At 66.2% G+C, this 23,700-nt stretch carries 15 protein-coding genes; 12 read left to right on the top strand and 3 right to left on the bottom strand.

Annotation, left to right across the window (positions count from 1 at the left end; translation table 11 throughout):
- Positions 1–135: 135 nt before the first annotated feature.
- Positions 136–1,296: an acyltransferase family protein gene (locus BMI01S_RS27055; RefSeq protein ID WP_028230349.1), complete on the bottom strand. Its 1,161-nt coding sequence runs from the start codon at positions 1,294–1,296 to the stop codon at positions 136–138.
- Positions 1,297–1,522: 226 nt separating this feature from the next.
- On the opposite strand from BMI01S_RS27055, the gene BMI01S_RS42050 reads away from it, so the two are divergent.
- The 4 genes from BMI01S_RS42050 to BMI01S_RS27070 all read left to right on the top strand — a co-directional run bounded on the left by BMI01S_RS42050 (position 1,523) and on the right by BMI01S_RS27070 (position 6,851).
- Positions 1,523–1,666, top strand: a complete 144-nt coding sequence (locus BMI01S_RS42050) for a hypothetical protein (protein ID WP_167334407.1) — start codon at positions 1,523–1,525, stop codon at positions 1,664–1,666.
- A 271-nt stretch (positions 1,667–1,937) separates the two neighbouring features.
- Complete coding sequence (galU, locus tag BMI01S_RS27060; RefSeq protein WP_028210375.1) at positions 1,938–2,828, top strand: UTP--glucose-1-phosphate uridylyltransferase GalU; 891 nt, start codon at positions 1,938–1,940, stop codon at positions 2,826–2,828.
- Between the two features lie 574 nt (positions 2,829–3,402).
- The gene (locus BMI01S_RS27065; RefSeq protein WP_042291104.1) at positions 3,403–5,073 is read left to right on the top strand and encodes a S53 family peptidase; all 1,671 of its coding nucleotides are present in this window, start codon (positions 3,403–3,405) and stop codon (positions 5,071–5,073) included.
- 95 nt (positions 5,074–5,168) lie between these two features.
- Positions 5,169–6,851, top strand: coding sequence for a S10 family peptidase (locus tag BMI01S_RS27070; protein ID WP_028230350.1), 1,683 nt, complete (start codon positions 5,169–5,171; stop codon positions 6,849–6,851).
- Between the two features lie 25 nt (positions 6,852–6,876).
- On the opposite strand, the gene BMI01S_RS27075 is transcribed toward BMI01S_RS27070, so the two are convergent.
- Positions 6,877–7,401 carry a nucleoside 2-deoxyribosyltransferase gene (locus tag BMI01S_RS27075; protein ID WP_036018016.1) on the bottom strand — a complete coding sequence of 175 codons (525 nt, stop codon included), beginning with the start codon at positions 7,399–7,401 and terminating at the stop codon, positions 6,877–6,879.
- A gap of 339 nt (positions 7,402–7,740) precedes the next feature.
- Here BMI01S_RS27075 and BMI01S_RS27080 point away from each other — a divergent pair, with 339 nt between their 5' ends.
- The 8 genes from BMI01S_RS27080 to recD all read left to right on the top strand — a co-directional run bounded on the left by BMI01S_RS27080 (position 7,741) and on the right by recD (position 23,031).
- Positions 7,741–8,646 carry a transporter substrate-binding domain-containing protein gene (locus BMI01S_RS27080; protein ID WP_028230351.1) on the top strand — a complete coding sequence of 302 codons (906 nt, stop codon included), beginning with the start codon at positions 7,741–7,743 and terminating at the stop codon, positions 8,644–8,646.
- Positions 8,647–8,811: 165 nt separating this feature from the next.
- Positions 8,812–10,053, top strand: coding sequence for an NAD(P)/FAD-dependent oxidoreductase (locus BMI01S_RS27085; RefSeq protein WP_028230352.1), 1,242 nt, complete (start codon positions 8,812–8,814; stop codon positions 10,051–10,053).
- Positions 10,054–10,280: 227 nt separating this feature from the next.
- Positions 10,281–11,162, top strand: coding sequence for a sn-glycerol-3-phosphate ABC transporter permease UgpA (gene ugpA, locus BMI01S_RS27090; protein ID WP_028230353.1), 882 nt, complete (start codon positions 10,281–10,283; stop codon positions 11,160–11,162).
- Entirely contained in the window at positions 11,162–12,007 is an 846-nt protein-coding gene (ugpE, locus tag BMI01S_RS27095) for a sn-glycerol-3-phosphate ABC transporter permease UgpE (RefSeq protein ID WP_028210371.1), read from the top strand. The genes ugpA and ugpE overlap by 1 nt, the downstream gene beginning before the upstream one ends.
- A 25-nt stretch (positions 12,008–12,032) precedes the next feature.
- On the top strand, positions 12,033–13,109 hold the full coding sequence (locus BMI01S_RS27100; protein WP_028230354.1) for a sn-glycerol-3-phosphate import ATP-binding protein UgpC: 1,077 nt from the start codon (positions 12,033–12,035) through the stop codon (positions 13,107–13,109).
- Positions 13,110–13,385: 276 nt separating this feature from the next.
- Positions 13,386–16,970, top strand: a complete 3,585-nt coding sequence (gene recC / locus BMI01S_RS27105) for an exodeoxyribonuclease V subunit gamma (RefSeq protein ID WP_244145308.1) — start codon at positions 13,386–13,388, stop codon at positions 16,968–16,970.
- Complete coding sequence (gene recB / locus BMI01S_RS27110) at positions 16,967–20,803, top strand: exodeoxyribonuclease V subunit beta (RefSeq protein WP_028230355.1); 3,837 nt, start codon at positions 16,967–16,969, stop codon at positions 20,801–20,803. The genes recC and recB overlap by 4 nt, the downstream gene beginning before the upstream one ends.
- Positions 20,800–23,031 carry an exodeoxyribonuclease V subunit alpha gene (gene recD, locus BMI01S_RS27115; protein WP_081723333.1) on the top strand — a complete coding sequence of 744 codons (2,232 nt, stop codon included), beginning with the start codon at positions 20,800–20,802 and terminating at the stop codon, positions 23,029–23,031. Before recB ends, recD begins: the two co-directional genes overlap by 4 nt.
- 79 nt (positions 23,032–23,110) lie before the next feature.
- On the opposite strand, the gene BMI01S_RS27120 is transcribed toward recD, so the two are convergent.
- On the bottom strand, positions 23,111–23,536 hold the full coding sequence (locus BMI01S_RS27120) for an organic hydroperoxide resistance protein (RefSeq protein WP_028210368.1): 426 nt from the start codon (positions 23,534–23,536) through the stop codon (positions 23,111–23,113).
- Between the last annotated feature and the right edge of the window lie 164 nt (positions 23,537–23,700).

Raw genomic sequence — 23,700 nt, forward strand, 5'->3', positions numbered from 1 at the left:
ATGCAAGCGTTGCCCCTGTGCGGGGCGGCACCTACTTTCTTTGCCGCGGCAAAGAAAGTAGGTGCCGCCCCGCACAGGGGCAACGCTAACAGACCGACGCGAATACAAGGAAAGGCCAAAACAGCACCGAACCGATCAAACCCGAACCCGCTTCCTGAGCCGCGCAGCGGCAAGAAGCGCTGGACGCTCGAAGAGTTGATAGAACACCCAGGCAATCGGCAGCACGGCGATCGTGAACCCAAACGAGGCCCAGATCGACGTTTGCAGTTCGGAGCGAAACAGCAGCGATCCGAGCAAGACGAAGAGCGGCAAATGAATCAGATACAGCGAGTAGCTGAACTCGCCGAGCTTCGCGAAGAGTGCCAGCAGCACGCCGCGAGACCGAGCCGCAGGCCGGCCAAGCGCCTTGACGAGATAGCAGGCGAACGCGCAAGCCCAGAGCTGGAATGCGCCGAACTGGCCGAAGTGAAATGCCGCGCAACCGGCTACAGCGAATAGCGCCGCTGCAGGATAGGCGAAGCGATAGCCATAAGACCCGCGCAAGCGCACTTCGGCAATCCAGACGCCGAGCATCCACGAGAACCAGTACGACGCGAACACAACGATGTCGTGCCGTTCGAGCGTCAACGCGGAAGCCACGTTGACGAGTGCAACGGCGACAAGCACCGCATTCAGGCCGAATCGGCGTCGCGCGGCGAAGACGAGCGGATAGAGCAGATAGAACTGCACTTCGAGAGAAAGCGTCCAGAGCGCGCCGTTGGAGCCATACGTCTTGCCAGCCACGCCTTGCAGCGAGAACAGGTTGACGAAGAAATCGCGCGCGCCGATGGCGTTGATCTTGTGACTGACCGGGAGCAGCGTAAGACTGATCGAATCGGCGGCCAGCGTCAGCAGCAGCGCGGGGAGCAGCACCGGATAGATGCGCACGAAGCGGCGCAGCCAGAACTGCCGCGCGTCGAGCCGGAAACCGGGGTTCGAAAAGAGCCGCGCGGCGCCGCTGCGGTGAATGCAATAGCCGCTGATCACGAAGAAAATCGGCACGCCCGCCGATCCCCATGCGACGGGGAACGTAAGCCACGCAGCGATGGTGCCAGGACTGGCGAGGCTCGCGTTCAGCTGGTGAAATGCACCCATGCCGATCCAGGTCACCTGGCGGCAATGGAAATAGGCCACCAGCAGGGCCGCGAAGCCGCGCAAGCCGTCGATCAGGTGGTCGCCGGCATGCTCGCGCGCCGCCGCGACTGGCCTTGCCGACGTGCCAGCAGTCGCGGCGGGCAGGGCGGATGCGGGTGCCATGGCAGTGTGGAGTGCAGGGTCGCTCATCGGTGTCGGCCAGTCCGTGGGAAGAGTACCCGACGATCTTAGGGGCGCCCGCGCGAGCGAAACGAGCAAAAGATTTTCAAAATGTATTCGCGCCGTCAATGGAAATAGAGAAGAAAATGTCATAAAAGAAAAGACGGTTTATTTATGGAATTTGGAATGATATTTTGGATGTGATCGACTATGGTCGCTGGAGAATCCGATGAACCTGCACTTGCTGGCCGGTGTGGCCGTGCTGTTGATACTGGTGGGGGTGTCCGCGTATCGCGAGGCCTTGCGCAACGAGCCTATACGGCGCGCCCGCACGCGATCAGGCGCCTTGCCGCCCGCCGACGAAGTCGAGTAGACTTCGTCCGACACGACGCGCCATTGACAGCGAAACGCGGCAACGCATACAACAACGCTCGAAGCCGGATCGCGGAATTCATGCCGATTATTCGAAATGAATGGCAATAGTTTCCGGTTATGCGTTCAAAAAAATAAAAATATTTTTGTTGCCTTTTTGTTTTTGAAAACACAGCCATCAATACAAGCGCTGCCAAAGGCAGAACCTCGGGGAAGTCGGCCCGCCTCGCTGCGGGACCGAGACTCAAACGAACGATCTGGGAATGGACATCATGCTGAAAGTAACCAAAGCGGTATTTCCTGTTGCAGGCCTTGGGACGCGCTTTTTGCCCGCCACCAAGGCGAGTCCGAAGGAAATGCTGCCGATCGTCGACAAGCCGCTCATTCAGTACGCGGTGGAAGAGGCGATCGCTGCGGGGATTACCGAAATGATCTTCGTGACCGGCCGCAGCAAGCGCGCGATCGAAGATCATTTCGACAAGTCGTACGAGATCGAATGCGAACTCGAAGCCCGCAACAAGCAAAAGCTGCTCGACGTCGTTCGCAGCATCAAGCCGGCCAATGTGGACTGCTTCTATGTGCGGCAGGCCGAGGCGCTCGGTCTGGGCCACGCCGTACTGTGCGCGGAAAAGCTGGTTGGCGGCGCCCCGTTCGCCGTGATTCTCGCGGACGACCTGCTTTACAGCCCCACGCCGGTCATGAAGCAGCTCGTGAACACGTTCAATCACTATCACAGCTCCGTAGTGGGCGTGGAATCGATCGCGCGTGAAAACAGCGCTTCGTACGGCATCGTGGATGGCCGCGAGTGGGAAGAGGACGTGTTCAAGCTTTCGGGTATCGTCGAAAAGCCGGCGCCCGAAGTCGCGCCGTCGAATCTCGGCGTGGTGGGCCGCTACGTGCTGATGCCCACGATTTTCGAGCATCTGCGTTCGCTCAAGCCCGGCGCGGGCGGCGAGCTTCAGCTCACGGATGCCTTGCAGTCGCTGCTGACCGAAGAGCAGGTGCTCGCATACCGCTACATGGGCACGCGTTTCGACTGCGGCAGCAAGCTCGGGTACCTCAAGGCAACCGTGGAGTTCGCGCTGCGCCACCCGGAAGTGAAGGACGAATTCGAGGCCTACCTGCAAGCGCATTTGCCGGCTGCGCTGGCCGCGGCGGCGTGAGAGGCGACTGCGGGCTCCGAGCGATGCGATAACAGGCGCAGGCGCGCGCTCGCAAGGCGCGCCTGCCGGAGCGCGCATCGACCATCCAGGCAAAATCGCTGGAGAATCGCGGAGCATGCTTCGGCGAAGCGCGTCTGCAGTCGTGCGAAACGGCGAACGCGGGATAGATACTTAGTATGACTATGAAAATTGCCGTATCGTCGCGACGCGCAACATGACAAAGGATAACGTTGCTGTGCGGGATGCTGGCGGTGCTTTTCGAGTGCGCTCGGATAACGATTTCCATGAAAGGAAACTTGAAAGTCCGTTCATCACGGCTGCCACGCGACTGCTGATCATTCGCCTCGCCGCTGCTGCCGGCGTTCGCGTGGCCGCCGGGCACGCTACGTGCTGCGCTCACCTGTTGCACCCAGCACGGGCGGGTTTCGGCCGTACGGCGGCGATGCGCCATGGATCGCCGATGTCCTGAATGGCATGCCGTGCCGGTTCGGCATGCGGAACTCGTGAGACACGCAGCGTGTCCGACCGCCAGATTCCAGACCCAGGCACCCGCTTCATCGAGGAGAAATCGGCCATGAGCAGGCACCCACCCGTGGCAGGCAGTGACCATCCCGCGCCTGCCGGCGCGCAATGCGTCGGCGCATGCGATCCGGAGGAGCATTTCGATATCGTCGTGATCCTGCGGCGCCAGGCGTCGGCTGAATTTCACGAGCTGGTGAACCGGCTCACCGGGAACGATCCCGGCGCGCAGCCGCTTTCGCGCGAGGACTATGAGCGGCGCTTCGGCGCGTCGGCGGCGGACATCGCGCGCGTCGAGCAGTTCGCGAGCGCGCACGCGCTCACCGTGGCCCGCACCGATGCCTCCTCGCGCCGCGTCGTGCTGTCGGGCACGGTGCGGCAGTACAACGCCGCATTCGGCATCGAGCTGCAACGCTACGAACATCAGGTCGACCATACCGTGCATCACTTTCGGCAGCCGAGCGGCCCCGTGCATTTGCCGGAAGACATGCATGAGGTCGTGACCGCCGTGGTGGGGCTCGACAATCGCGCGAAGGTGCAACCGCACTTTCGCATCGTTTCGCCGATTCCGGGCGTCGCGACGGAAGCGAGCGGGGCGCCCATCCGCCCGCCCATCCGCGCGGCGCGCGCCGTCACTCATTCGTTCACGCCCTTGCAACTCGCGGAGCTTTACGGCTTTCCCGCGGGCGACGGCACGGGCCAGTGCATCGCGATCATCGAGATGGGCGGCGGCTACGACACGGCCGATCTCAGCGCCTATTTCGGGGAACTGGGTGTGAGCGCGCCGCGCGTGGAAGACGTATCCGTCGATCAGGTGACGAACGCCCCGAACGGCGACCCGAACGGCCCCGACGCCGAAGTGACCCTCGACGTGGAAATCGCCGGTGCGCTGGCGCCGGGCGCGCTCATCGCGGTGTATTTCGCGCCGAACAGCGAAGCCGGCTTCGTCGATGCCGTGAGCGCCGCGCTCCACGACAGCGAGCGTAAGCCAACGGTCATCTCGATCAGCTGGGGCGCGCCGGAGTCGGCATGGTCGCAGCAATCGCTCGGCGCGCTCAACGATGCGATGCAGACGGCCGTGGCGCTCGGCGTCACCGTGTGCGCGGCCTCGGGCGACAGCGGCTCGGCCGATGGGGTGGGCGATGGCGCCGATCACGTCGACTTTCCCGCTTCCAGCCCCTATGCGCTCGGCTGCGGGGGCACGCACATCGCGGCGTCGAATGGGCGGATCAAGAGCGAAACGGTGTGGAGCAGTGGCGACAATGGCGCGACGGGCGGCGGCGTGAGCGCGACCTTCGCGCTGCCGGACTGGCAAAAGGGTTTGCGCGTCGTGCGCGGCGGCGGGGCAGGCGCGCTGGTGCGGCGCGGCGTGCCCGACGTTTCCGCCGATGCGGATCCGGCCACGGGCTACGTGGTGCGCGTGGCCGGCGCGGACACGGTGGTGGGCGGCACGAGCGCGGTAGCGCCGCTCTGGGCTGCGCTGATCGCACGCATCAACGCGGCGCGCGGCACGCCCGTCGGCTTCGCGAACGCGCGGCTCTATGCCCAGCCCAGCGCCTTCAACGACGTGACGAGCGGCAGCAACGGCGACTTCTCGGCGGCGCCCGGCTGGGACGCCTGCACGGGCCTCGGCACGCCGGTGGGCAGCAAGGTGGCGGCCGCGCTCGGCGGGGCGCAGCATGAGCGCCGTATGCAGCAGCAGCGTGACGTGACGACAGGCGGATAGAAACGCGGCGATGCGCGCGGCATGGACGCTCGAATGCGAGGTCGCATGTGCTTTCCAGGACGGTCACAAGACGGGCTCATTCGCGAGGACACGAAATGAACGACGAGGCGCAGTCCACCAACGGAAACGGCGGAAGCGGCGCGGCGCGAGCGGTGGGCCCCGAGAGCGGCAACGGCAAGCATCGCACCCAGGCCGACGAGCCGTACTTCGACCCCACGGCCTACGGCAACGGTCCCGACGACTTCGTGACCAACATGACCGAGAGCGCCGCGATCACGCATCACGCCATCCAGATCGGCAAGGAAGTCATTGCCTATACGGCGACGGCGGGCCATCTCGTGACCGTCGACCCGAGCAGTTCGCAGCCCAACGCCAGGATCTTCTACGTGGCGTTCACGAAGGACGGCGTGCAGGCGCAGGACCGTCCCGTCACGTTCTTCTACAACGGCGGGCCGGGGTCTTCTTCGGTGTTCGTGCTGCTCGGCTCGTACGCGCCCAGGCGCATCAAGACCTCGATGCCGGGCTTCACGCCGCCCGCGCCCTATGCCCTCGAAGACAATCCGGACAGCCTGCTCGACAAGAGCGACCTGGTGTTCATCAATCCGGTGGGCACGGGCTATTCGGCGGCCATCGCGCCACATCACAACCGCGACTTCTGGGGCGTGGACCAGGACGTGGATTCGCTCAAGCAGTTCGTCAAGCGCTACCTCAGCGCGAACGATCGCTGGAATTCGCCGAAGTTTCTCTACGGCGAATCGTACGGCACGGCGCGCAGCTGTGTGCTGGCCTACCGGCTTCACGAGGACGGCGTGGATCTGAACGGCATCACGCTGCAGTCTTCGATTCTCGATTACACCCAAAGCGGCAATCCCGTGGGGGCGCTGCCCACGGCGGCCGCCGATGCGTGGTACCACGAGCGCCTCGGCGTAACGCCCGCGCCGAAGGACTTGCAGGCGTTTGCCGCAGAGGTCGCGCAATTCGCGCGCACCGATTATCTTCAGGCGCTCTCGAAGTTTCCCGACGCCAACGACAAGACCATCGCGGCTACGCTCAAGACACTGTCGCAATACACGGGCATCGACACGCAAACGCTGGAGTCATGGCGTCTCGACATCGCCTCCTATGACAGCCGGGGCAACTCGCTTTTCCTCACCACGCTCATGAAAGACAAGGGCGTGGCGCTCGGCTCTTACGACGGCCGCGTGACCGCCATCGACACGGGCATTGCCGGCAACATCGATCCCAACTCGGGCGGCAACGATCCGACCATGACGGCGGTGAGCGGCGTCTATACGGCGATGTGGAACAGCTATCTCAACGAGCAGCTCAAGTTCCGCACGAACTCGTCGTTTACGGACTTGAACGACCAGGCGTTCAAGAACTGGGACTTCGGCCATATCGATCCGACCGGCGCGCAAAAGGGCGTCGACGAGCAGGGCAATATCGCGCTCTACACGGCGGGCGATCTCGCGGCGGTCATGGCGCTGAACCCGGATTTGCGCGTGCTTTCGGCGAACGGCTACTACGACTTCGTCACGCCGTTCTACCAGACCGTGATCGATTTGCAGAAGATGCCGCTGCTGGACCAGAAGGTGCGCAACAACCTGAGCGCGCGCTTCTATCCGTCGGGCCACATGGTGTACCTGGATGCGGGGTCGCGCACGGCGCTCAAGGCCGATCTCGCGAAGCTCTATCAGTCCGCCGTCGCGGACCAGCCCGCGGTCGCGCGCATTCGCGCACTGCAGCGCATGAACACGATGAGCGCCATGCACCACTGATGCGCCCGCGCGCGGTGGCTCGCACCTATTGCGTGCGGCCCTGCGCCATCGCTTCGAGGCAGGCGCGTGCGTCGCCCTGCACGAGGTGCGCCGCACACGCGATCATGAGGTTCACGGGCAGGCCGAAATCTTCCACCAGATAGCCGCGTTCGCACACGCGCCCTTGCGCGTCGGGCAGGGAAGGGACGCGCTCGATGAGTGCGCGCGTGTCGGACGCATAAGCCCAGATTTCCTTGCCGAGCGCGGCCGCATAGCCGATCTCGAAGGCCGTGCCCGAGTCGGGCTCGCCGGGGCCGCGGAAATCGTTCACGTTGGCCATCACGATGTCCGAGGTGCGGATCGATTCGATATTCGCGCGATAGATCCATGCGGCCTTGCGCGGCCCGTCGAGGTCCGCGGGCGCTTGCTTGTCGAGCGGATAGACGCCTTCGAAGCCAAATTCCGCACACGCGGCGACGAGGCGCGCGCCGTGCTCCAGCGCGTCGCGCCGGAAGACGTCGAAGCCGGCGAGATACACCCGCGGACGGCGGGGCAGCGGAGCAGTATTCATTGCGCTAGATTCCTCACTGGACTGGGTTGCTTCGTCGTTCGACGATTGTAGCGCCACCTTCCAGCGGGAGGCGCTTGCTCGCGTCTTACCGTGACTTTCCGACGATTGACGGCAATTGCCGTACCTGGGTACGATCTGCCGCTTTCAATGGATGTCCGATCAAGCACATTTGATTCGAACTGCAAATCAATTGCCGCTCCTTGTTATTTTTATCAACGGCTTAAAACGGCTGACGCGCCTGGTATTTCCCACATATTGTGCGAAGATTCGCCATGACGACAATTAGAGGCTTTTGCGCAAGCGCACCGGCGCGAAACCAGACATGACGAGGACCCACCCATGAACCGACCGAACCTGCCGGCGCTCGCCTGCTGGGCCATCGCGCTGGGCTTTGCGCTGCCCCAGCCGGCGGCCGCCCAGGTCGCGCAGCCCACGCTCGAAAAGGTGCGCTCGGCGAACATCATCGCCATCGGCTATCGCGAGACTTCCGTGCCGTTCTCGTACGTGGTCGGCGACAAGGTGACCGGATTTTCGCAGGACATCTGCGACAAGGTGATCGAGGCGGTCAGGGCGAAGACAAAACGGCCGGATCTGCAGGTGCGATTCATTTCCGTCACTTCGCAAAACCGCATTCCGCTCGTGCAGAACGGCACGGTGGATCTCGAGTGCGGCGTCACGACCAACCTGAAGGCGCGCCAGGCCCAGGTGACGTTTTCCAATACGTTCTTCGTCGCGACCACGCGGCTGCTCACGCGCAAGGATTCGGGCATTCACGACTTTGCGGACCTCGCGGGCAAGACGGTGCTCACCAACCAGGGCACGACGTCCGAGCGCATCTTGCGGCAAATGAACCTCGACAAGCAGATGAACATGCGCATCATCAGCGCGCGCGATTACGCCGAGGGGCGCGCGATGCTCGAAGCAGGCCGGGCGGTGGCCTACATGATGGACGACGTGCTGCTCGCGGGCACGCGCTCGCTCACGTCGAAGCCTGGCGAGTGGGTGATCGTCGGCACGCCGCAGTCATCGGAGGCGTATGCGTTCATGATGCGCAACGGCGACCCCGAATTCCGGCAACTCGTAAACGGCACGATGGCGGGACTCATGAAGAGCGGCGAGATCAATACGATCTATAAGAAGTGGTTCGAGAGCCCGGTGCCGCCGAAGGGCGCGAATTTCCAGTTCCCGATGAGCGAGCAGTTGCGCGCGCTCTATGCGGCGCCGAACGACCAGGCCTTCGACTGAGCGTGGCCCGCGTGCCCGAACCGTGAGATCATCTCGTTCCTCACGCGCCGGGCGGCCCACGGTCAATAGGCACGCCGGTTGCGAGACGCGCGTATGAGCCGCAGCGGCCCATGCGCGCGATGCATCGATCAAGACGGGACAGGCGCAATACAAGCGGGAGCGGACATGCAAGAAGAGGGCAGAACGGTGGTGATCGTCGGGGCAGGGCACGCGGGCGGCAACGCGGCGGCGCTGCTGCGTCAATATGGGTTCAGCGGCCGAATCGTGCTGGTCGGCGAAGAGCCGGTGCCGCCTTATCACCGGCCGCCGCTCAGCAAGGGTTACTTGAAAGGCGAGTCCGATGTCGAGCGCCTGTGGCTCAAGCCGCGCGCGTTCTACGACGAGCAGCGCATCGACCTGAAGCTCGGCGCGAGCGCGCAGTCGCTCGACCGCGCGAGCCGGACGCTCACGCTTGCCGACGGCAGTGAGCTTCAGTACGACAAGCTGATTCTCGCGACCGGCTCCGCACCACGCGCATTGACGGTGCCGGGCCACGATCTCGCGGGCGTGATCGCGCTGCGCACGCTCGCCGACGCGGACGTGCTGCGTGAGCGCGTGAAGCCTGGCGAGAAGCTCGTCGTGATCGGCGCGGGCTATATCGGCCTCGAAGCCGCTGCGGCGGCGCGCGCGCTCGGCCACGAAGTCACCGTGCTCGAAGCTGCGCCTCGCGTGTTGGGGCGCGTGACGGGCGAGACCGTCTCCACCTTTTATGCGAACGAGCATCGCGCGCAGGGCGTGGATCTGCGGCTGAACGCGCAGATCGAGGCGCTCGTGGGCGAGCACGGCAAGCTCGCCGGCGTGAAGCTCGCCGGCGGCGAGATCGTGCCCGCCACGCTCGCGCTGGTCGGCATCGGCATCGTGCCGAACGAGGCGCTGGCAAAGGCGGCGGGCATCGTGTGCGCGAACGGCATCCAGGTGGACGACGACGCGCGCACGAGCGACCCGGACGTCTTCGCCATCGGCGATTGCGCGCACCGGCCGCTCGCGCACTATGGCCGCGCGGGACGGCTGGAAAGCGTGCACAACGCCGTGGAGCAGGCGAAGCTGGCGGCCTCGGCGATCGCCGGCAAGCCGCGCCCCGCATGCGACGCGCCGTGGTTCTGGTCCGATCAGTACGACCTCAAGCTGCAAACGGTCGGCCTGCTCGAAGGCTATGACGAGGCGATCGTGCGCGGTGACCCCGCCGCGCGCCGCTTTGCGGTGTACTACCTCAAGGACCGCGTGCTGCTGGCGGTCGATGCGGTCAGTTCGATGCCCGACTTTCTCTGCGGCAAGAAACTGGTGGGCAAGGGCGTGAAGCTCGACCTCGACGCGCTGCGCGATCCGGCCACGGACATGGGCAAGTTCGTGGCGGCGGCGCTTGCGTGAAGGGAGCAGTGGGCGGCGATGTGGACCGGCTCATCGAGAGGCGCGGCGTGAAGCATCGATCCGGACAGCGCCGAACCAGGGCGAACAAAACCTCGAACCGAACTGTCACGACTCTCGGCTAGAATGCGAACGCGGCGCCGCCCACGAGGCGGCTCGATCCGATAAAGAAGCCGCGCCACACGGTGTTCGCGCCAGGACGAACGCCGCGATTCGAGGGGAATGACGCAATGGAACAACGCTCCCGCTTTGGGGCGAGCCTGCTGCCTTATCTGCTCGTCGGCCCGCAGCTTGCGGTGACCGTGATCTTTTTCCTATGGCCGGCCGGCGTGGCGCTCTGGCAGTCCACCCAGGCCGAAGACGCCTTCGGCACCGCTTCGGTGTTCGTCGGCTTTGCCAACTTCACACGGCTCCTGCACGATCCGCTCTATCTCGGCTCGGTCAGGACCACGCTCATTTTCACGGCCCTCGTGACGTTCGGCGGCCTCGCCGTTTCGCTGCTGCTCGCGGCCATGGCCCACCACGTGACGCGCGGCAAGCGCTTCTATCAAACGCTCCTCATCTGGCCGTATGCGGTTGCGCCTGTGATCGCCGCCGTGCTGTGGGGCTTCCTGTTCAATCCGAGCATCGGCCTCGTGACGTTCGCGCTCGCGCGCTTCGGCGTGGTCTGGAATCACGCGCTCAACCCCGGCCAGGCCATGACGCTCGTTGTGATCGCATCGGTGTGGCAGCAGATCAGCTACAACTTTCTGTTCTTCTACGCGGGCCTGCAGTCGATTCCGCAATCGCTCTTCGAAGCGGCCGCCATCGACGGCGCGGGGCCCGTGCGGCGCTTCTTCGGCATTGCGTTTCCGCTGCTCTCGCCCACGAGCTTCTTTCTGCTCGTCGTGAACATCGTGTATGCGCTTTTCGATACGTTCCCGGTGATCGACGCCGCCACGGGCGGCGGCCCCGGCCAGGCCACGCGCACGCTCGTCTACAAGATCTTCGACGAAGGCTTTCGCGGGCTCGACATCGGCAGCTCGGGCGCGCAGTCGGTCGTGCTGATGCTGATGGTCACCGCGCTCACGATCTTCCAGTTCCGTTTCATCGAACGACGGGTGCAGTACTGATGGTCGAAAACCGCAAATACTTCAACCTGTTCTGCCACGTCATGCTGCTGCTCGGCGTGGCCGTCGTGGCCTTCCCCGTGTACGTGGCGTTCTGCGCGGCCACGATGAACGAGAAGGAGGTGTTCACGGTGCCGCTCTCGCTCGCGCCCAGCACGCACCTGCTCGCGAACATGGCAACCGTATGGAACACCGGGACGGGCAGCGCGGCGAGCCCGTTCAGCACGATGCTCATGAACAGCGTCATCACGGCGCTGGTGATTTCGGTGGGCAAGATCGCCATTTCGATCGTCTCGGCCTATGCGATCGTGTTCTTCCGCTTTCCGTTCCGGCGTCTCGCGTTCTGGCTGATCTTCGTGACGCTGATGCTGCCCGTGGAAGTGCGCATTTTCCCGACGGTGCAGGTGGCGGCCACGCTGCATCTCACGAACACTTACGCGGGCCTCACGCTGCCGCTCATCGCCTCGGCCACGGCCACGTTCCTGTTTCGACAGTTCTTCCTCACGCTGCCCAACGAACTGATCGAGGCCGCGCGCATCGACGGCGCGGGCGCGCTGCGCTTCTTCTGGGACGTCGTGCTGCCGCTCTCGAAGACGAACATCGCGTCGCTCTTCGTCATCACGTTCATCTACGGCTGGAACCAGTATCTGTGGCCGATCCTCATGTCGAGCACGGCTTCGATGACGACCGCCGTGGTGGGCATCAAGAGCATGATTTCGAGCGGCGACGCGGCCACGCAATGGCATCTCGTGATGTGCGCGACGATGATCGCGATGCTGCCGCCGCTCGTGGTCGTGCTGGCCATGCAGCGCTGGTTCGTGCGCGGCCTCGTGGATGTGGAGAAATGACGATGGGTGCAATTCGGGAGACGGCATGGCGGCATTGAGCATACGGGGCGTGACGAAGTCGTACGACGGCGCGCAGCAGGTTCTGCACGGCATCGACGTGCAGGTGCAGGACGGCGAGTTCATGGTGCTCGTCGGCCCGTCGGGGTGCGGGAAATCCACGCTGCTGCGCATGGTGGCGGGGCTCGAAACGATCACGTCGGGCGAGATCGCCATTGGCGGGAAGGTGGTCAATCGCGTGGAGCCAAAGGATCGCGACATCGCGATGGTGTTCCAGAACTATGCGCTCTATCCGCACATGACGGTCGCGCGCAACATGGCGTACAGCCTCAAGCTGCAGGGGCTCGACCGCAAGACGATCGATTCGCGCGTGAGCGCGGCCGCAGAAATCCTCGAACTGGGCAAGCTGCTCGAGCGCAAGCCGCGCGAGCTTTCGGGCGGCCAGCGTCAGCGTGTGGCGATGGGGCGCGCGATCGTGCGCGAGCCCTCCGTGTTCCTGTTCGACGAGCCGCTGTCGAACCTCGACGCGAAGCTGCGCGTGCAGATGCGCCTTGAAATCCAGCGCCTGCACGCGCGACTGCGCACGACGAGCCTCTACGTCACGCACGACCAGATCGAGGCGATGACGCTCGCGCAGCGCGTGATGGTGCTCAACGCGGGCCGTGCTGAGCAGATCGGCACGCCCGGCGAGGTGTACGACCGGCCCGCCTCGATGTTCGTGGCGAGCTTCATCGGCTCGCCGGCGATGAACCTGCTGCACGGGCGCGTGAGCGACGACGGCCGGCGCTTCGAAATCGCGGGCAACGGGCCCCATCTGCCGCTCGGCGAGCCGCCGGCCTGGTTGCCGAAGGGCACGGAATGCGTGCTCGGCGTGCGGCCCGAGCATATGCACGCGCGAGGCGCCGCGGAGCCGGTCACGCTCGAAGTCGAGACCTGCGAGCTGCTCGGCGCCGACAATCTCGCGCACGGCCGCTGGGGCAACGCGGATGTGGTGGTGCGCCTGCCGCACGAAACGCGGCCCGCGCCCGGCGAGCGGCTGGCGGTGCACCTGCCGCCTGCCCGGCTGCATTTCTTCGATCCGGCGACGGGCAAGCGCCTCGGGTAGAACGCGTCCGGCATGCGGCTGCGCCGCTCGCGGCGGCCTCGATTGTCGTAAACTGTCGCATTGCGCGGGCGCGAAGCTGCCGGCGCGATCGACACAGGCACGTGCCGGCATGAACCGGCACCCCATACGAACAGGCGACATGGCCGCAATCCCTCCTCTTCGCTTTCTCGCCCTATCCGCGCGTTTCGCACGTTGCGCAGTTAACGCGCGGCTTGCACGTTTCGCACGTTTCGCACGTTTCGCACGTATTGCGCGTATCGCGCGCCGGAGCCCCGCTTGAGCGCGCGCGAACTGCCCACGGGGCTGATGCTGGTACACGGCAATCAGCCCGAGCGCATGCGCGATCTGATCGTCAACTGGATCAGCCAGAATCCGCTCGCACCGCTCGAAAAGGAAATGTTCCTCGTGCAGAGCAACGGCATCGCGCAGTGGCTCAAGCTCGCGTTCGCGGCCGATCCGGAGGAGGGCGGCTGCGGCATCGCCGCGGCGTTCGAAATGTCGCTGCCGTCGCGCTTCCTGTGGCAGGTTTATCGCGCGGTGCTCGGCAACGACGCGGTGCCCGCGGTCTCGCCGTTCGACAAGTCGCGTCTCGTGTGGCGTCTCATGCGCATGCTGCCCGCGCTGCTCGACGAACCGGGTTATGAACCGCTCAAGCGCTTCATGACGCACGACGAGGACCAGCGCAAGTGCTTCCAGCTCGCGCAGCGCGTGGCCGACCTGCTCGACCAGTATCAGGTCTATCGCTCCGACTGGCTCGCCGCGTGGGCGGCGCATGAGGACGTGCTGATCGATGCGCGCAACGCTCGCGTGCCGTTGCCCGAGGAGGCGCGCTGGCAGGCGGCGCTCTGGCGCGCCCTGCTCGCGGACGTGAGCGCTCATGCGCAAGACCGCATCGGCTTGCGCGACACGGGCCGCGCCGCCGTGCACGAGGCGTTCATGCAGCGCGCGCAGGCGTGGGAGGAGGGCGAACCGCGGCCGGCCGCGTTACCGCGCCGCCTCGTCGTGTTCGGCATTTCGAGCCTGCCGCGCCAGTCGGTGGAAGTGCTCGCCGCGCTCGCGCGCTGGTGCCAGGTGCTGATGTGCGTGCACAACCCGTGTATGCATTATTGGGCCGATATCGTCGCGGACCAGGACCTGCTGCGCGCGCGCCACGCGCGGCAGCGCCGCCGCGCGGGCGCGCCTGACCGCCTCGACGAAGCGCAGCTGCATCTGCATGCGCAGCCGCTGCTCGCGGCATGGGGCAAGCAAGGGCGCGACTTCATCGGCCTGCTCGACGAATACGACAGCGACGAGGCGCGCGAGACCTATACACCGCATTTCACGCGCATCGGGCAACGTATCGATCTGTTCGAAGGCGAAGACGCGCTCACGCTGCTCCAGCAACTGCAGGACGACATTCGCGATCTGCGCCCGCTCGCCGAGACGCGCGAACACTGGGGTCCGGTCAATGTGCAGGAGGACGAATCAATTCGCTTTCACGTCGCGCACAGCGCACAGCGCGAAGTGGAGATCCTGCACGACCGCCTGCTCGCCGCGTTTGCGGCGGACCCGACGCTGCGTCCGCGCGACGTCATCGTGATGGTGCCCGACATCGAGGTCTATGCGCCGCATATCCAGGCCGTGTTCGGCCTGCTCGACGCCAGTGACCCGCGCAGCATTCCGTTCAGCGTGGCCGACCGCGCGCAGCGCGCGTTCGATCCGCTGATCGGCGCGCTGGAAATGCTGCTGTCGCTGCCGTACTCGCGCGTGACGGTGAGCGACGTGCTCGACCTGCTCGAAGTGCCGGCCGTGCGCGCGCGCTTTGGCATCGACGCCGAAGACGTGCCCACCTTGCACCACTGGATCGACGGCGCGAACATCCGCTGGGGCCTGCATGCGGCGCAGCGCGCGAGCCTGGGATTGCCGCAGGCCGACGAACTGAGCGCGCCCAATAGCTGGGCATTCGGCCTGCGGCGCATGCTGCTGGGCTACGCGGCGGGCGAGCGCGCGGGCGCATGGCGCGGTATCGAGCCATACAGCGAGATCGGCGGGCTCGACGCCGCGTTGCTCGGCCCGCTCACGCGCCTCGTCGATGCGCTCGACCATGCGTGGCGCACGCTGCGCGAGCCGGCCACGGTCGAAGTGTGGTGCGAGCGCCTGCGCGCGTTGAAGGCGGCCTTTTTCGCCGCGCAGGACGAAGACGCCTACACGCTCGACCGTCTCGACGCCGCGCTCGAAACGTGGCGTGAGGCGTGCGACGAAGCCGCGCTCACCGACACGTTGCCGCTCGCCATCGTCGCGGAGAACTGGCTCGCGGCGCTCGAAGGCGGCGGCCTCTCGCAGCGCTTCTTCGCGGGCGCGGTGACCTTCGCCACACTGATGCCGATGCGCGCGATTCCGTTCCGGCGCGTCTGCCTGCTCGGCATGAACGACGGCGACTATCCGCGCAGCCGCACGCCGCTCGACTTCGACCTCATGCGCCGCGACTATCGTCCCGGCGACCGCTCGCGCCGCGAGGACGACCGCTATCTGTTCCTCGAAGCGATGCTTTCGGCGCGCGACCATCTGCATGTTTCGTGGATCGGGCGCAGCGTGACCGACAACACGCCGCGCCCGCCCTCGGTGCTGGTCGGGCAGTTGCGCGACCACCTGAAGGCCGGCTGGCGGCTCGAAGGCGAAGAAGATGCCGATGGCCAGGCGCTGCTCGACGCGTTGACCATCGAGCATCGCTTGCAACCGTTCAGCCCGGACTATTTTCCGGCACGGCCCGAAGAAGCATTGCTTTACACGTATGCGCACGAGTGGGGCAAGCTCGCCGACGTGCGCCCCGGGGCCGAAGCGAATGCGCAAGCCCTGGCGCCGCCCGAGCGCGATGAGCCCCTGACGATTCGCGAACTCGGCGAATTCCTGCGCGACCCGGTGCGCAGCTTCTTCCGGCAGCGCCTGCGTGTCGCCTTCGAAAGCGAGGACGCGGCGAGCGAAAATCACGAGCCGTTCGAAGTGGACGCCTTGCAGGCGTGGCAGCTGCAAGACGAATTGATCCGCGCGCAGGTCAGGGCGATGGAGCGCGGCGAGGACGATCTCGAACCCGCGGCGCTCGCGCGCCTGGAACGGATGCATCGCAGCGGCGATCTCGCGTCGGGCGGCTTTGGCGAAGTGATCGGCGAGGAACTGCTTGCTCCCATGCCCGAGCTTTTCGTCGAATATCGCAAGGCGCTCGCGCGCTGGCCCGAGCCGCTCGACCACCAATACGAAATACGTCTCGATGCGACGTTCGACGGCCGCATGGTGTCGCTCGACGACTGGCTCGACGATCTGCGTGAGGGCCCGCAAGGCGCGCTCGGCCGCGTGATTCTGGAGCCGGGCACGCTCGTGAAGGATCACCGTTATCGCGGCGACCGTCTCGTCCCGTACTGGGTCGCGCACGTGGCCGCACAGATCGCGGCGGGTCCGGTGACCACGGTAATCGTGAGCAAGGTGGGCGTGGCGGAGTTCGCGCCCCTCGACGAGCAGGCCGCGCGCGACTATCTGCTCGCGTTGCTCGCCGCGTGGGACGATGGTGCCCGCCGGCCGTTGCCGCTCGCGGTGAAGACTGCGTTTGCATGGCTGCGCAAGCTGCCGGATACCTTCGACGGCACGCGCGCCGCAGCGTCCGCGCACGCGTGGGAAGCCGCTCGCATGGCGTACGAGGGCAACGCGCTAACGCGTGGCGAGCGCGACACGAACGCCTACTTGCGCCGCGCGTTCCCCGATTTCGACGCGCTTGCCGCGCACGACGATTTCATCACGCTCGCCACGACGCTGCTGCTGCCCGTCGCGCGCGCGCCGCTCGCGTCGTCGCGTGGGAAGCGCGCTTCGGTCGAGGCTGGAGAAACTGCATGAATCCGCTCGACAACATGGACGCCCAGGTGCTGGACCCGCTGCGCTTCCCGCTTTACGGCAGCCGCCTGATCGAGGCGAGCGCGGGCACGGGCAAGACGTTCACGATCGCCATGCTGTACGTGCGCCTCGTGCTCGGCCACGGCGCGCTCGATGCGGCGGCGGACGCTGCGGATTTCGCGGACGAGGCGCGCACGTCGGGGCGCGCGCTCACGCCGCCCGAAATCCTCGTCGTCACGTTCACCGACGCGGCGACCAAGGAACTGCGCGAGCGCATTCGCGCGCGACTCATCGAAGCCGCGCAATGCTTTCGCGTGGAGCCTGAAGACGTGCTCGAACGCGAGTCCGGCGAAGACCTGCTGCACGATCTGCGCGAGGACTATCCGCCGGAGCAATGGCCCGCCTGCGCGCGCCGCCTGCAACTCGCGGCCGAATGGATGGACGAGGCCGCGGTCTCGACGATCCACGGCTGGTGTAATCGCATGCTGAGCGAGCACGCATTCGACAGCGACAGCCTCTTTTCGCAGACACTCGAAACCGACCAGACGGAATTGCGCGCCGAGGTGGTGCGCGACTACTGGCGCACCTTCATGGCGCCGCTCGACGCGCGATGTGCCGCCGAGGTCCGCGCGTGGTTCGCGAGCCCGGACGAACTGCACAAGGCGATTCGGGGGCTGCTTGCCCACGCCGACCTGTTGCCGGATGCGTGCGACCCCGGCGCGGCGCTCGACGACGCGCGCAAACGCGCGCAGGCAGAACTCGAAGCGCTGAAGGCGCCGTGGCGAGTCTGGATCGACGAGGTCGAGGTGCTGCTCCACGCGGCGCGCGCGGCGAAGCAGTTCGATGCCAGAAAGCTCAATTCGAAGCACTGCGAAACATGGATCGGCAAGCTGCGCGACTGGGCCAACGATGCTGATTCCGCGCATCCGGGTTTCGACGACAAGGCGGCGGTGTGGACGCGCCTCACGCCCGCCGGCCTCGTGGAAATCTGGGTAAAGGGCGATCCGCCCGAGCATGCCGCCTTCGTGGCGATGGAAAGCCTGCGCGCATCGCTGGCCGCGCCGCCCGAGGCGAAGCAGGACCTGCTGTGCCACGCGGCACGCTGGGTGGCGCGGCGCTTCGAGGAAGAGGAGGCGCGCCGCTCGCAAATGGGCTTCGACGATCTGCTCACGCGGTTGCGCGCGGCGCTGCAGCGCGAGAATGGCGCGAGGCTCGCGGAAATCATCCGCAAGCAGTACCCGGTCGCGCTGATCGACGAGTTCCAGGATACGGACCCGGTTCAGTATCAGATCTTCGATGCGGTCTACCGGATCGACGAGAACGACACTGGTACGGCGATCGTCCTGATCGGCGACCCGAAGCAGGCGATCTACGCGTTTCGCGGCGCCGACATCTATACCTATCTGCGCGCGCGCCGAGCCTGCGAAGGGCGACTCTATACGCTGAAGAAGAATTTCCGTTCCACGCGCGCGATGGTCGAAGCGGTAAACCGTTGCTTCGAAGCGGCCGAGTCGCGGCCCGAGGGTAGTGGAGCCTTTTTGTTTCGCAGCCCTGATGGATGCGGGAACGCGCTGCCGTTCGTCGCCGCCGATGCGCACGGACGGCCCGAAAAACTGGTCGCGGCGGGCGCGGCGCTGCCCGCGCTCAACGTCTGGTGGATGCCGCCGGCCGAGGATGGCAAGCCGCTCAGCAAAGGCGCGTATCTCGCCGGTATGGCCGCGAGTTGCGCGACCGAAATGGTGCGCCTGCTCAATCTCGGCCAGGAGCATGCCGCCGGTTTTTCGGGCGAGTGCGGCATGCGGCCGTTGCAGCCCGCCGACATGGCGGTGCTCGTCAACAACCGCAGCGAGGCGCAGGCGATACGCGAGGCGCTGGCCGCACGAGGCGTGCGCAGCGTCTATCTCTCGGATCGCGACTCGGTGTACCAGACGCCGCAGGCCGAAGAACTGCGCTACTGGCTCGCGGCCTGTGCCGAGCCCGACGACGGCCGCCTCGTGCGCACGGCGCTCGCCACGCCCACGCTCGGGCTCGCATGGTCGGAACTCGATCTGCTCGGTCGTGACGAGATCGCGTGGGAAGCACGCGTGCTGCAGTTCCGCGGGTACCGCGACTGCTGGCGCAAGAAGGGCGTGCTGCCGATGCTGCGCCGCCTCTTCAACGATTTTCACGTGCCGCAGCGTCTCATCGGCGAGGCGGCGGGCGCGGGGCTGAACGGCGAGCGCGCGCTCACCAACCTGCTGCATCTCGCCGAGCTGTTGCAGCAGGCGAGCACGCAACTCGACGGCGAGCACGCGCTGATCCGCTACCTGGACGAGCAGCGCGAGGACGAAAGCGCGGGCGGCGGGGGCGACGTGCGCCAACTGCGCCTGGAGAGCGATGCGGGACTCGTGCAGGTCGTCACGATCCACAAGTCGAAGGGCCTCGAATATCCACTCGTGTTTCTGCCGTTCGCCTGTGCGCACCGCGCCGTCAAGCCCGACGACGTGCCGTTCAAATGGCACGACGAGGAAGGCGAGCTGCGAGTCACGCTCGAAGCGGACGCGCGCGTGCTGTATCAGGCCGATCGCGAACGGCTTGGCGAGGATCTGCGCAAGCTTTACGTCGCGCTCACGCGCGCGCGCTACGCGACCTGGGTTGGCTATGGACCGGTGCAGGGCGTAGAAGCGAGTGCGTTCGGTTATCTGCTCAATGGCGGTGCAACTTTGCCAACTGAGGAGACCGAAGCATTTCTCGATGCCTTGCGCGGCCCGTGCACGGACATCGCCGCGGCGCCGGCGCCGCAGGCGCATCGCGAAGTGTTCGCGTTGCGCGATACCGGCGCGGTGAGAGGCCATGCGCGCACGCTTGCGCATCGGGAGCGCGAACGCTGGTGGATCGCGAGCTATTCGAGCCTCAAGACCGTGGAATCGTCGATCGGCTCGACCGCGCCCGTCGAAGCGGACGATGCCCGCGGCGCGCCCGATACCCGCAGCGAAGACGTCTTCCTCGAACTGCTCGATGCGAGCGTGCCGCCCGAGGAAGACGAAGGCTTTGCAAACGCCGGGCAAGCGAGCGTCGCGCCCGCGCTCGCGCCGATGCATGGCTTCGAACGCGGTGCGGACGCGGGCACCTTCCTGCACGAGCTGATGGAATGGGCGGCCAACGAAGGCTTCGCCGTCATCGCACAAGACGAGCCGCGCGTGCGCGACATGGTCGCGCGCCGCTGCAACGTGCGCGGCTGGTCGCACTGGATCGAGCCGCTCACGCAATGGATGCTGGGGCTCGTGCGTACGCCGCTGCGCCTGCCCGACATCGAAGGCGAAAGCGTTGCGCCCGTTGCGTTCGCGGCGCTCGAGCCGGGCTCGTACATGGCGGAGCTCGAGTTTTGGGTCACGGCGCACGACGTCGATACGCTCGAAATCGATGCGCTCGTCACCGCCTTCACGCTGGACGGCGAGGCGCGGCCCGCGCTCGACGCCGCGACGCTCAACGGCATGCTCAAGGGTTTCATCGATCTCGTATTCGAACACGAGGGCCGCTATTACGTGGCCGACTACAAATCGAACTGGCTCGGCCCCGACGATGCGTCGTATACGCCCGCGAAAATGCGCGCGCAGATCCTCCATTCGCGTTATGAACTGCAATACGCGCTGTATTTGTTCGCGCTGCACCGGCTGCTCAAGGCGCGCCTGCCCGATTACGACTACGACCGTCACGTGGGCGGCGCCGTGTATCTGTTCCTGCGTGGCGGCCATGCGCCTGGGCAGGGGCTGCATTGCGAGCGGCCGCCGCGCGAGCTGATCGAACGACTCGACGCGTGTTTCGCGCGTCGCAATGCGCTGGAGGATGTGGCATGACGAGGCGCCGCACGAAAGGACCGGACTGTTTCACCGGCGATCTGTTCCAGAATCTGGCCTTGCCCGACGCCGAGCCGGAACCCGAGCCGACACCCACGCGCAGCGCCGCGCGCGAGACGGCCGCGCAGATGCTCGGCGTCCTCGACAACTGGGTCGAGCGCGGCTGGCTGCGCACGCTCGATGCCGCGTTTGCCCGCTTTCTGTGGACCGAAGCGCCGTACTGTCCGCCGCTCCTGTTGCTCGCGGCGGCGCTCGCGAGCCATCAGCTCGGGCGCGGTCACGTCTGTCTGGACTTGAAGGCCACGCTGGAGGACCCCGCATTTGCGCTCTCCCTGCCGCCCGACGGCCCGCAAGTGCTGGCGGCGACGCCGGCCCAGCCGCCGGCCGAAGTGCTGGCGGGCGTCACGCTCGCGCAATGGCGCGAGGCGCTCGCGGTGCCGGATCTCGTGAGCGAGGAAAGCGCGAGCGCGGAGCCCGCAAACGAGGCAGCAGGCAACACGCCGCTCGTGCTCGCCGGCACGCGGCTCTATTTGCGGCGCTACTGGCAGTACGAGCAGGACGTGCGCGCAGGCATCGAACGGCGCCTCGCGCGCGCCGCACAGGTCGAAGCAGGATTGCCGCTGGAGGTGGCCCGCGCGGCGCTCGATGCGCTGTTCGCGCCGCATTCCAAGGAAAGTCCGCGCGCCGCCGACTGGCAGAAGCTCGCGTGTGCGCTCGCCGCGCGCAGCGCGTTCAGCATCGTCACGGGCGGGCCGGGCACGGGCAAGACAACCACGGTCGTCAGATTGTTGGCACTCCTTCAGACATTGGCGCTTGGCCGCGCCGGGCAGGGAACGCGTGCGGCGAGGCCGTTGCGCATCCGGCTTGCTGCGCCCACGGGCAAGGCCGCGGCCCGTTTGAACGAATCGATAGCGGGCGCGGTGGAGCGATTGCCGTTCGAGGCGTTGCAGGCTCACGTCGATCCCGCGACGCTGCGCAACGCGATCCCGACCGTCGTCGCCACGCTGCATCGCGTGTTGGGCACGCGGCCCGGCAGCCGGCGCTTCAGGCATGACGCCGTGAATCCGCTGCCCGTGGACGTGCTCGTGATCGACGAGGCCTCGATGGTCGACCTCGAAATGATGGCCGCCGTGCTCGATGCGCTGCCGTCATCCGCGCGTCTGATCCTGCTGGGCGACAAGGACCAGCTAGCATCGGTCGAAGCCGGCGCGGTGCTGGGCGAATTGTGCGACCGCGCGCGCGAAGGGCACTACACGCAAGCGTCGCGCACCTGGCTCGAAGCGGCCACGGGCGAGCGCATCGACGCCGCGATGCTCGACGAGCACGGACTGCCGCTCGATCAGGCCATTGCGATGCTGCGCGAGAGCCATCGTTTCGCATCGGAGAGCGGCATCGGCGCGCTGGCCGAACTCGTCAACGCGGGCGATGCAGTGGCTGTCGCGAAGATCTGGTCGCGCGGTTACGACGATCTCGCGAGGATCGTCTGCCAGGCAGACGACGATGGTCCGTTGCGCGCACTCGTCGTCGAAGGCCGCGTGGATGACAGTGGATCGGTGCGGGCGCAGCGCCACGGCTACCGCCACTACCTGGAAACGATGCGGGCGACGCGGCCCGAGCCCGGCGCCCCGCCCGAGGCGCTCGCCGACTGGGCGGCCGGTGTGCTCAGGGCGCATGGCGCGTTTCAGCTGCTGTGTGCGCTGCGGCGCGGTCCGTGGGGCGTCGAGGGCTTGAACCGGCGCGTCGCGCGGCTGCTGCACGAAGAAGGTCTCATCGATCCGCATGGCGACTGGTACGCGGGCCGCCCCGTGCTCGTCACGCACAACGACTACGAGCTCGGACTCATGAACGGCGATATCGGCATCGCGCTGGAACTGCCCGTCGCGGCGGGCGAGCCGACCGTGCTGCGGGTGGCGTTCCCGGCCGGCGACGGCTCGGGCACCGTGAAGTGGGTGTCGCCGAGCCGTTTGCAAGGCGTCGAAACCGTGTTCGCGCTCACCGTCCACAAGTCGCAGGGCTCGGAGTTCACGCACGCCGCACTCGTGCTGCCCGACACGTACAGCCCCATTCTCACGCGCGAACTCGTCTACACGGGCATCACGCGTGCGCGGTCGTTTCTCACGCTCGCCGTGCCCGAGGGGCGCGCCGTGCTCGATCGCGCGGTGCTCGCCAGGGTGCAGCGCGCAAGCGGCCTCATGGCGGGACTCGCGCGCGACGCGCAGGCCGCGTGAGCAGTCGCCAAAGCACGAAGGGCCGCTCGCAGTGGCGGCCCTTCGCTCGTAGTGCGAAATACTTCGTCGAGTGTGCGCGTTAAACGATCGTGAGCGTCACGTCGATGTTGCCGCGCGTGGCGTTCGAGTACGGGCACACGATATGTGCCTTGTCGACGAGCGCCTGGGCGGCCGCGCGGTCCATGCCGGGCAGCGAGACCTTCAGTTCGACTTCGATGCCGAAGCCATTCGGAATCTGGCCGATGCCCACGTTGCCGGTGATCGAAAGATCGGCGGGCAGGGCGATCTTGTCGCGCGCCGCGACGAACTTCATCGCGCCGATGAAACACGCGCTATAGCCGGCGGCGAAAAGCTGTTCGGGGTTCGTGCCGTCGCCGCCCGCGCCGCCCAGTTCGCGCGGCGTGGTGAGCTTGAGATCCAGCTGGCTGGCGGGAATGACGGCGCGGCCATCACGGCCGCCGGTAGCGGTGGCTTCGGCGCGGTAGAGGACTTTTTCGATCGACATGACAGGCTCCTTTGAGCAAAGACGGTGAGTTAAAGGTACGGCTCGGTGCGACTTCCAATCTAGCGGTGCAAGGCGACAGGCATATGCACCGGGGTCCAGCAGAACAGCAAAGCAGCTTGCGAATTCATCGTTGTCAGTCTGTGTATTCTATCTACCACAAGATA

Source organism: Paraburkholderia mimosarum LMG 23256 = NBRC 106338, assembly GCF_000739815.1.
GTDB classification, from domain to species: Bacteria; Pseudomonadota; Gammaproteobacteria; order Burkholderiales; family Burkholderiaceae; genus Paraburkholderia; species Paraburkholderia mimosarum.

Coding starts and splice junctions, on each gene's coding strand:
- BMI01S_RS27055 (WP_028230349.1), bottom strand. CDS start 1,296: ATGGCACCCGCATCCGCCCTGCCCGCCGCGACTGCTGGCACGTCGGCA.
- BMI01S_RS42050 (WP_167334407.1), top strand. CDS start 1,523: ATGAACCTGCACTTGCTGGCCGGTGTGGCCGTGCTGTTGATACTGGTG.
- galU (WP_028210375.1), top strand. CDS start 1,938: ATGCTGAAAGTAACCAAAGCGGTATTTCCTGTTGCAGGCCTTGGGACG.
- BMI01S_RS27065 (WP_042291104.1), top strand. CDS start 3,403: ATGAGCAGGCACCCACCCGTGGCAGGCAGTGACCATCCCGCGCCTGCC.
- BMI01S_RS27070 (WP_028230350.1), top strand. CDS start 5,169: ATGAACGACGAGGCGCAGTCCACCAACGGAAACGGCGGAAGCGGCGCG.
- BMI01S_RS27075 (WP_036018016.1), bottom strand. CDS start 7,401: ATGAATACTGCTCCGCTGCCCCGCCGTCCGCGGGTGTATCTCGCCGGC.
- BMI01S_RS27080 (WP_028230351.1), top strand. CDS start 7,741: ATGAACCGACCGAACCTGCCGGCGCTCGCCTGCTGGGCCATCGCGCTG.
- BMI01S_RS27085 (WP_028230352.1), top strand. CDS start 8,812: ATGCAAGAAGAGGGCAGAACGGTGGTGATCGTCGGGGCAGGGCACGCG.
- ugpA (WP_028230353.1), top strand. CDS start 10,281: ATGGAACAACGCTCCCGCTTTGGGGCGAGCCTGCTGCCTTATCTGCTC.
- ugpE (WP_028210371.1), top strand. CDS start 11,162: ATGGTCGAAAACCGCAAATACTTCAACCTGTTCTGCCACGTCATGCTG.
- BMI01S_RS27100 (WP_028230354.1), top strand. CDS start 12,033: ATGGCGGCATTGAGCATACGGGGCGTGACGAAGTCGTACGACGGCGCG.
- recB (WP_028230355.1), top strand. CDS start 16,967: ATGAATCCGCTCGACAACATGGACGCCCAGGTGCTGGACCCGCTGCGC.
- recD (WP_081723333.1), top strand. CDS start 20,800: ATGACGAGGCGCCGCACGAAAGGACCGGACTGTTTCACCGGCGATCTG.
- BMI01S_RS27120 (WP_028210368.1), bottom strand. CDS start 23,536: ATGTCGATCGAAAAAGTCCTCTACCGCGCCGAAGCCACCGCTACCGGC.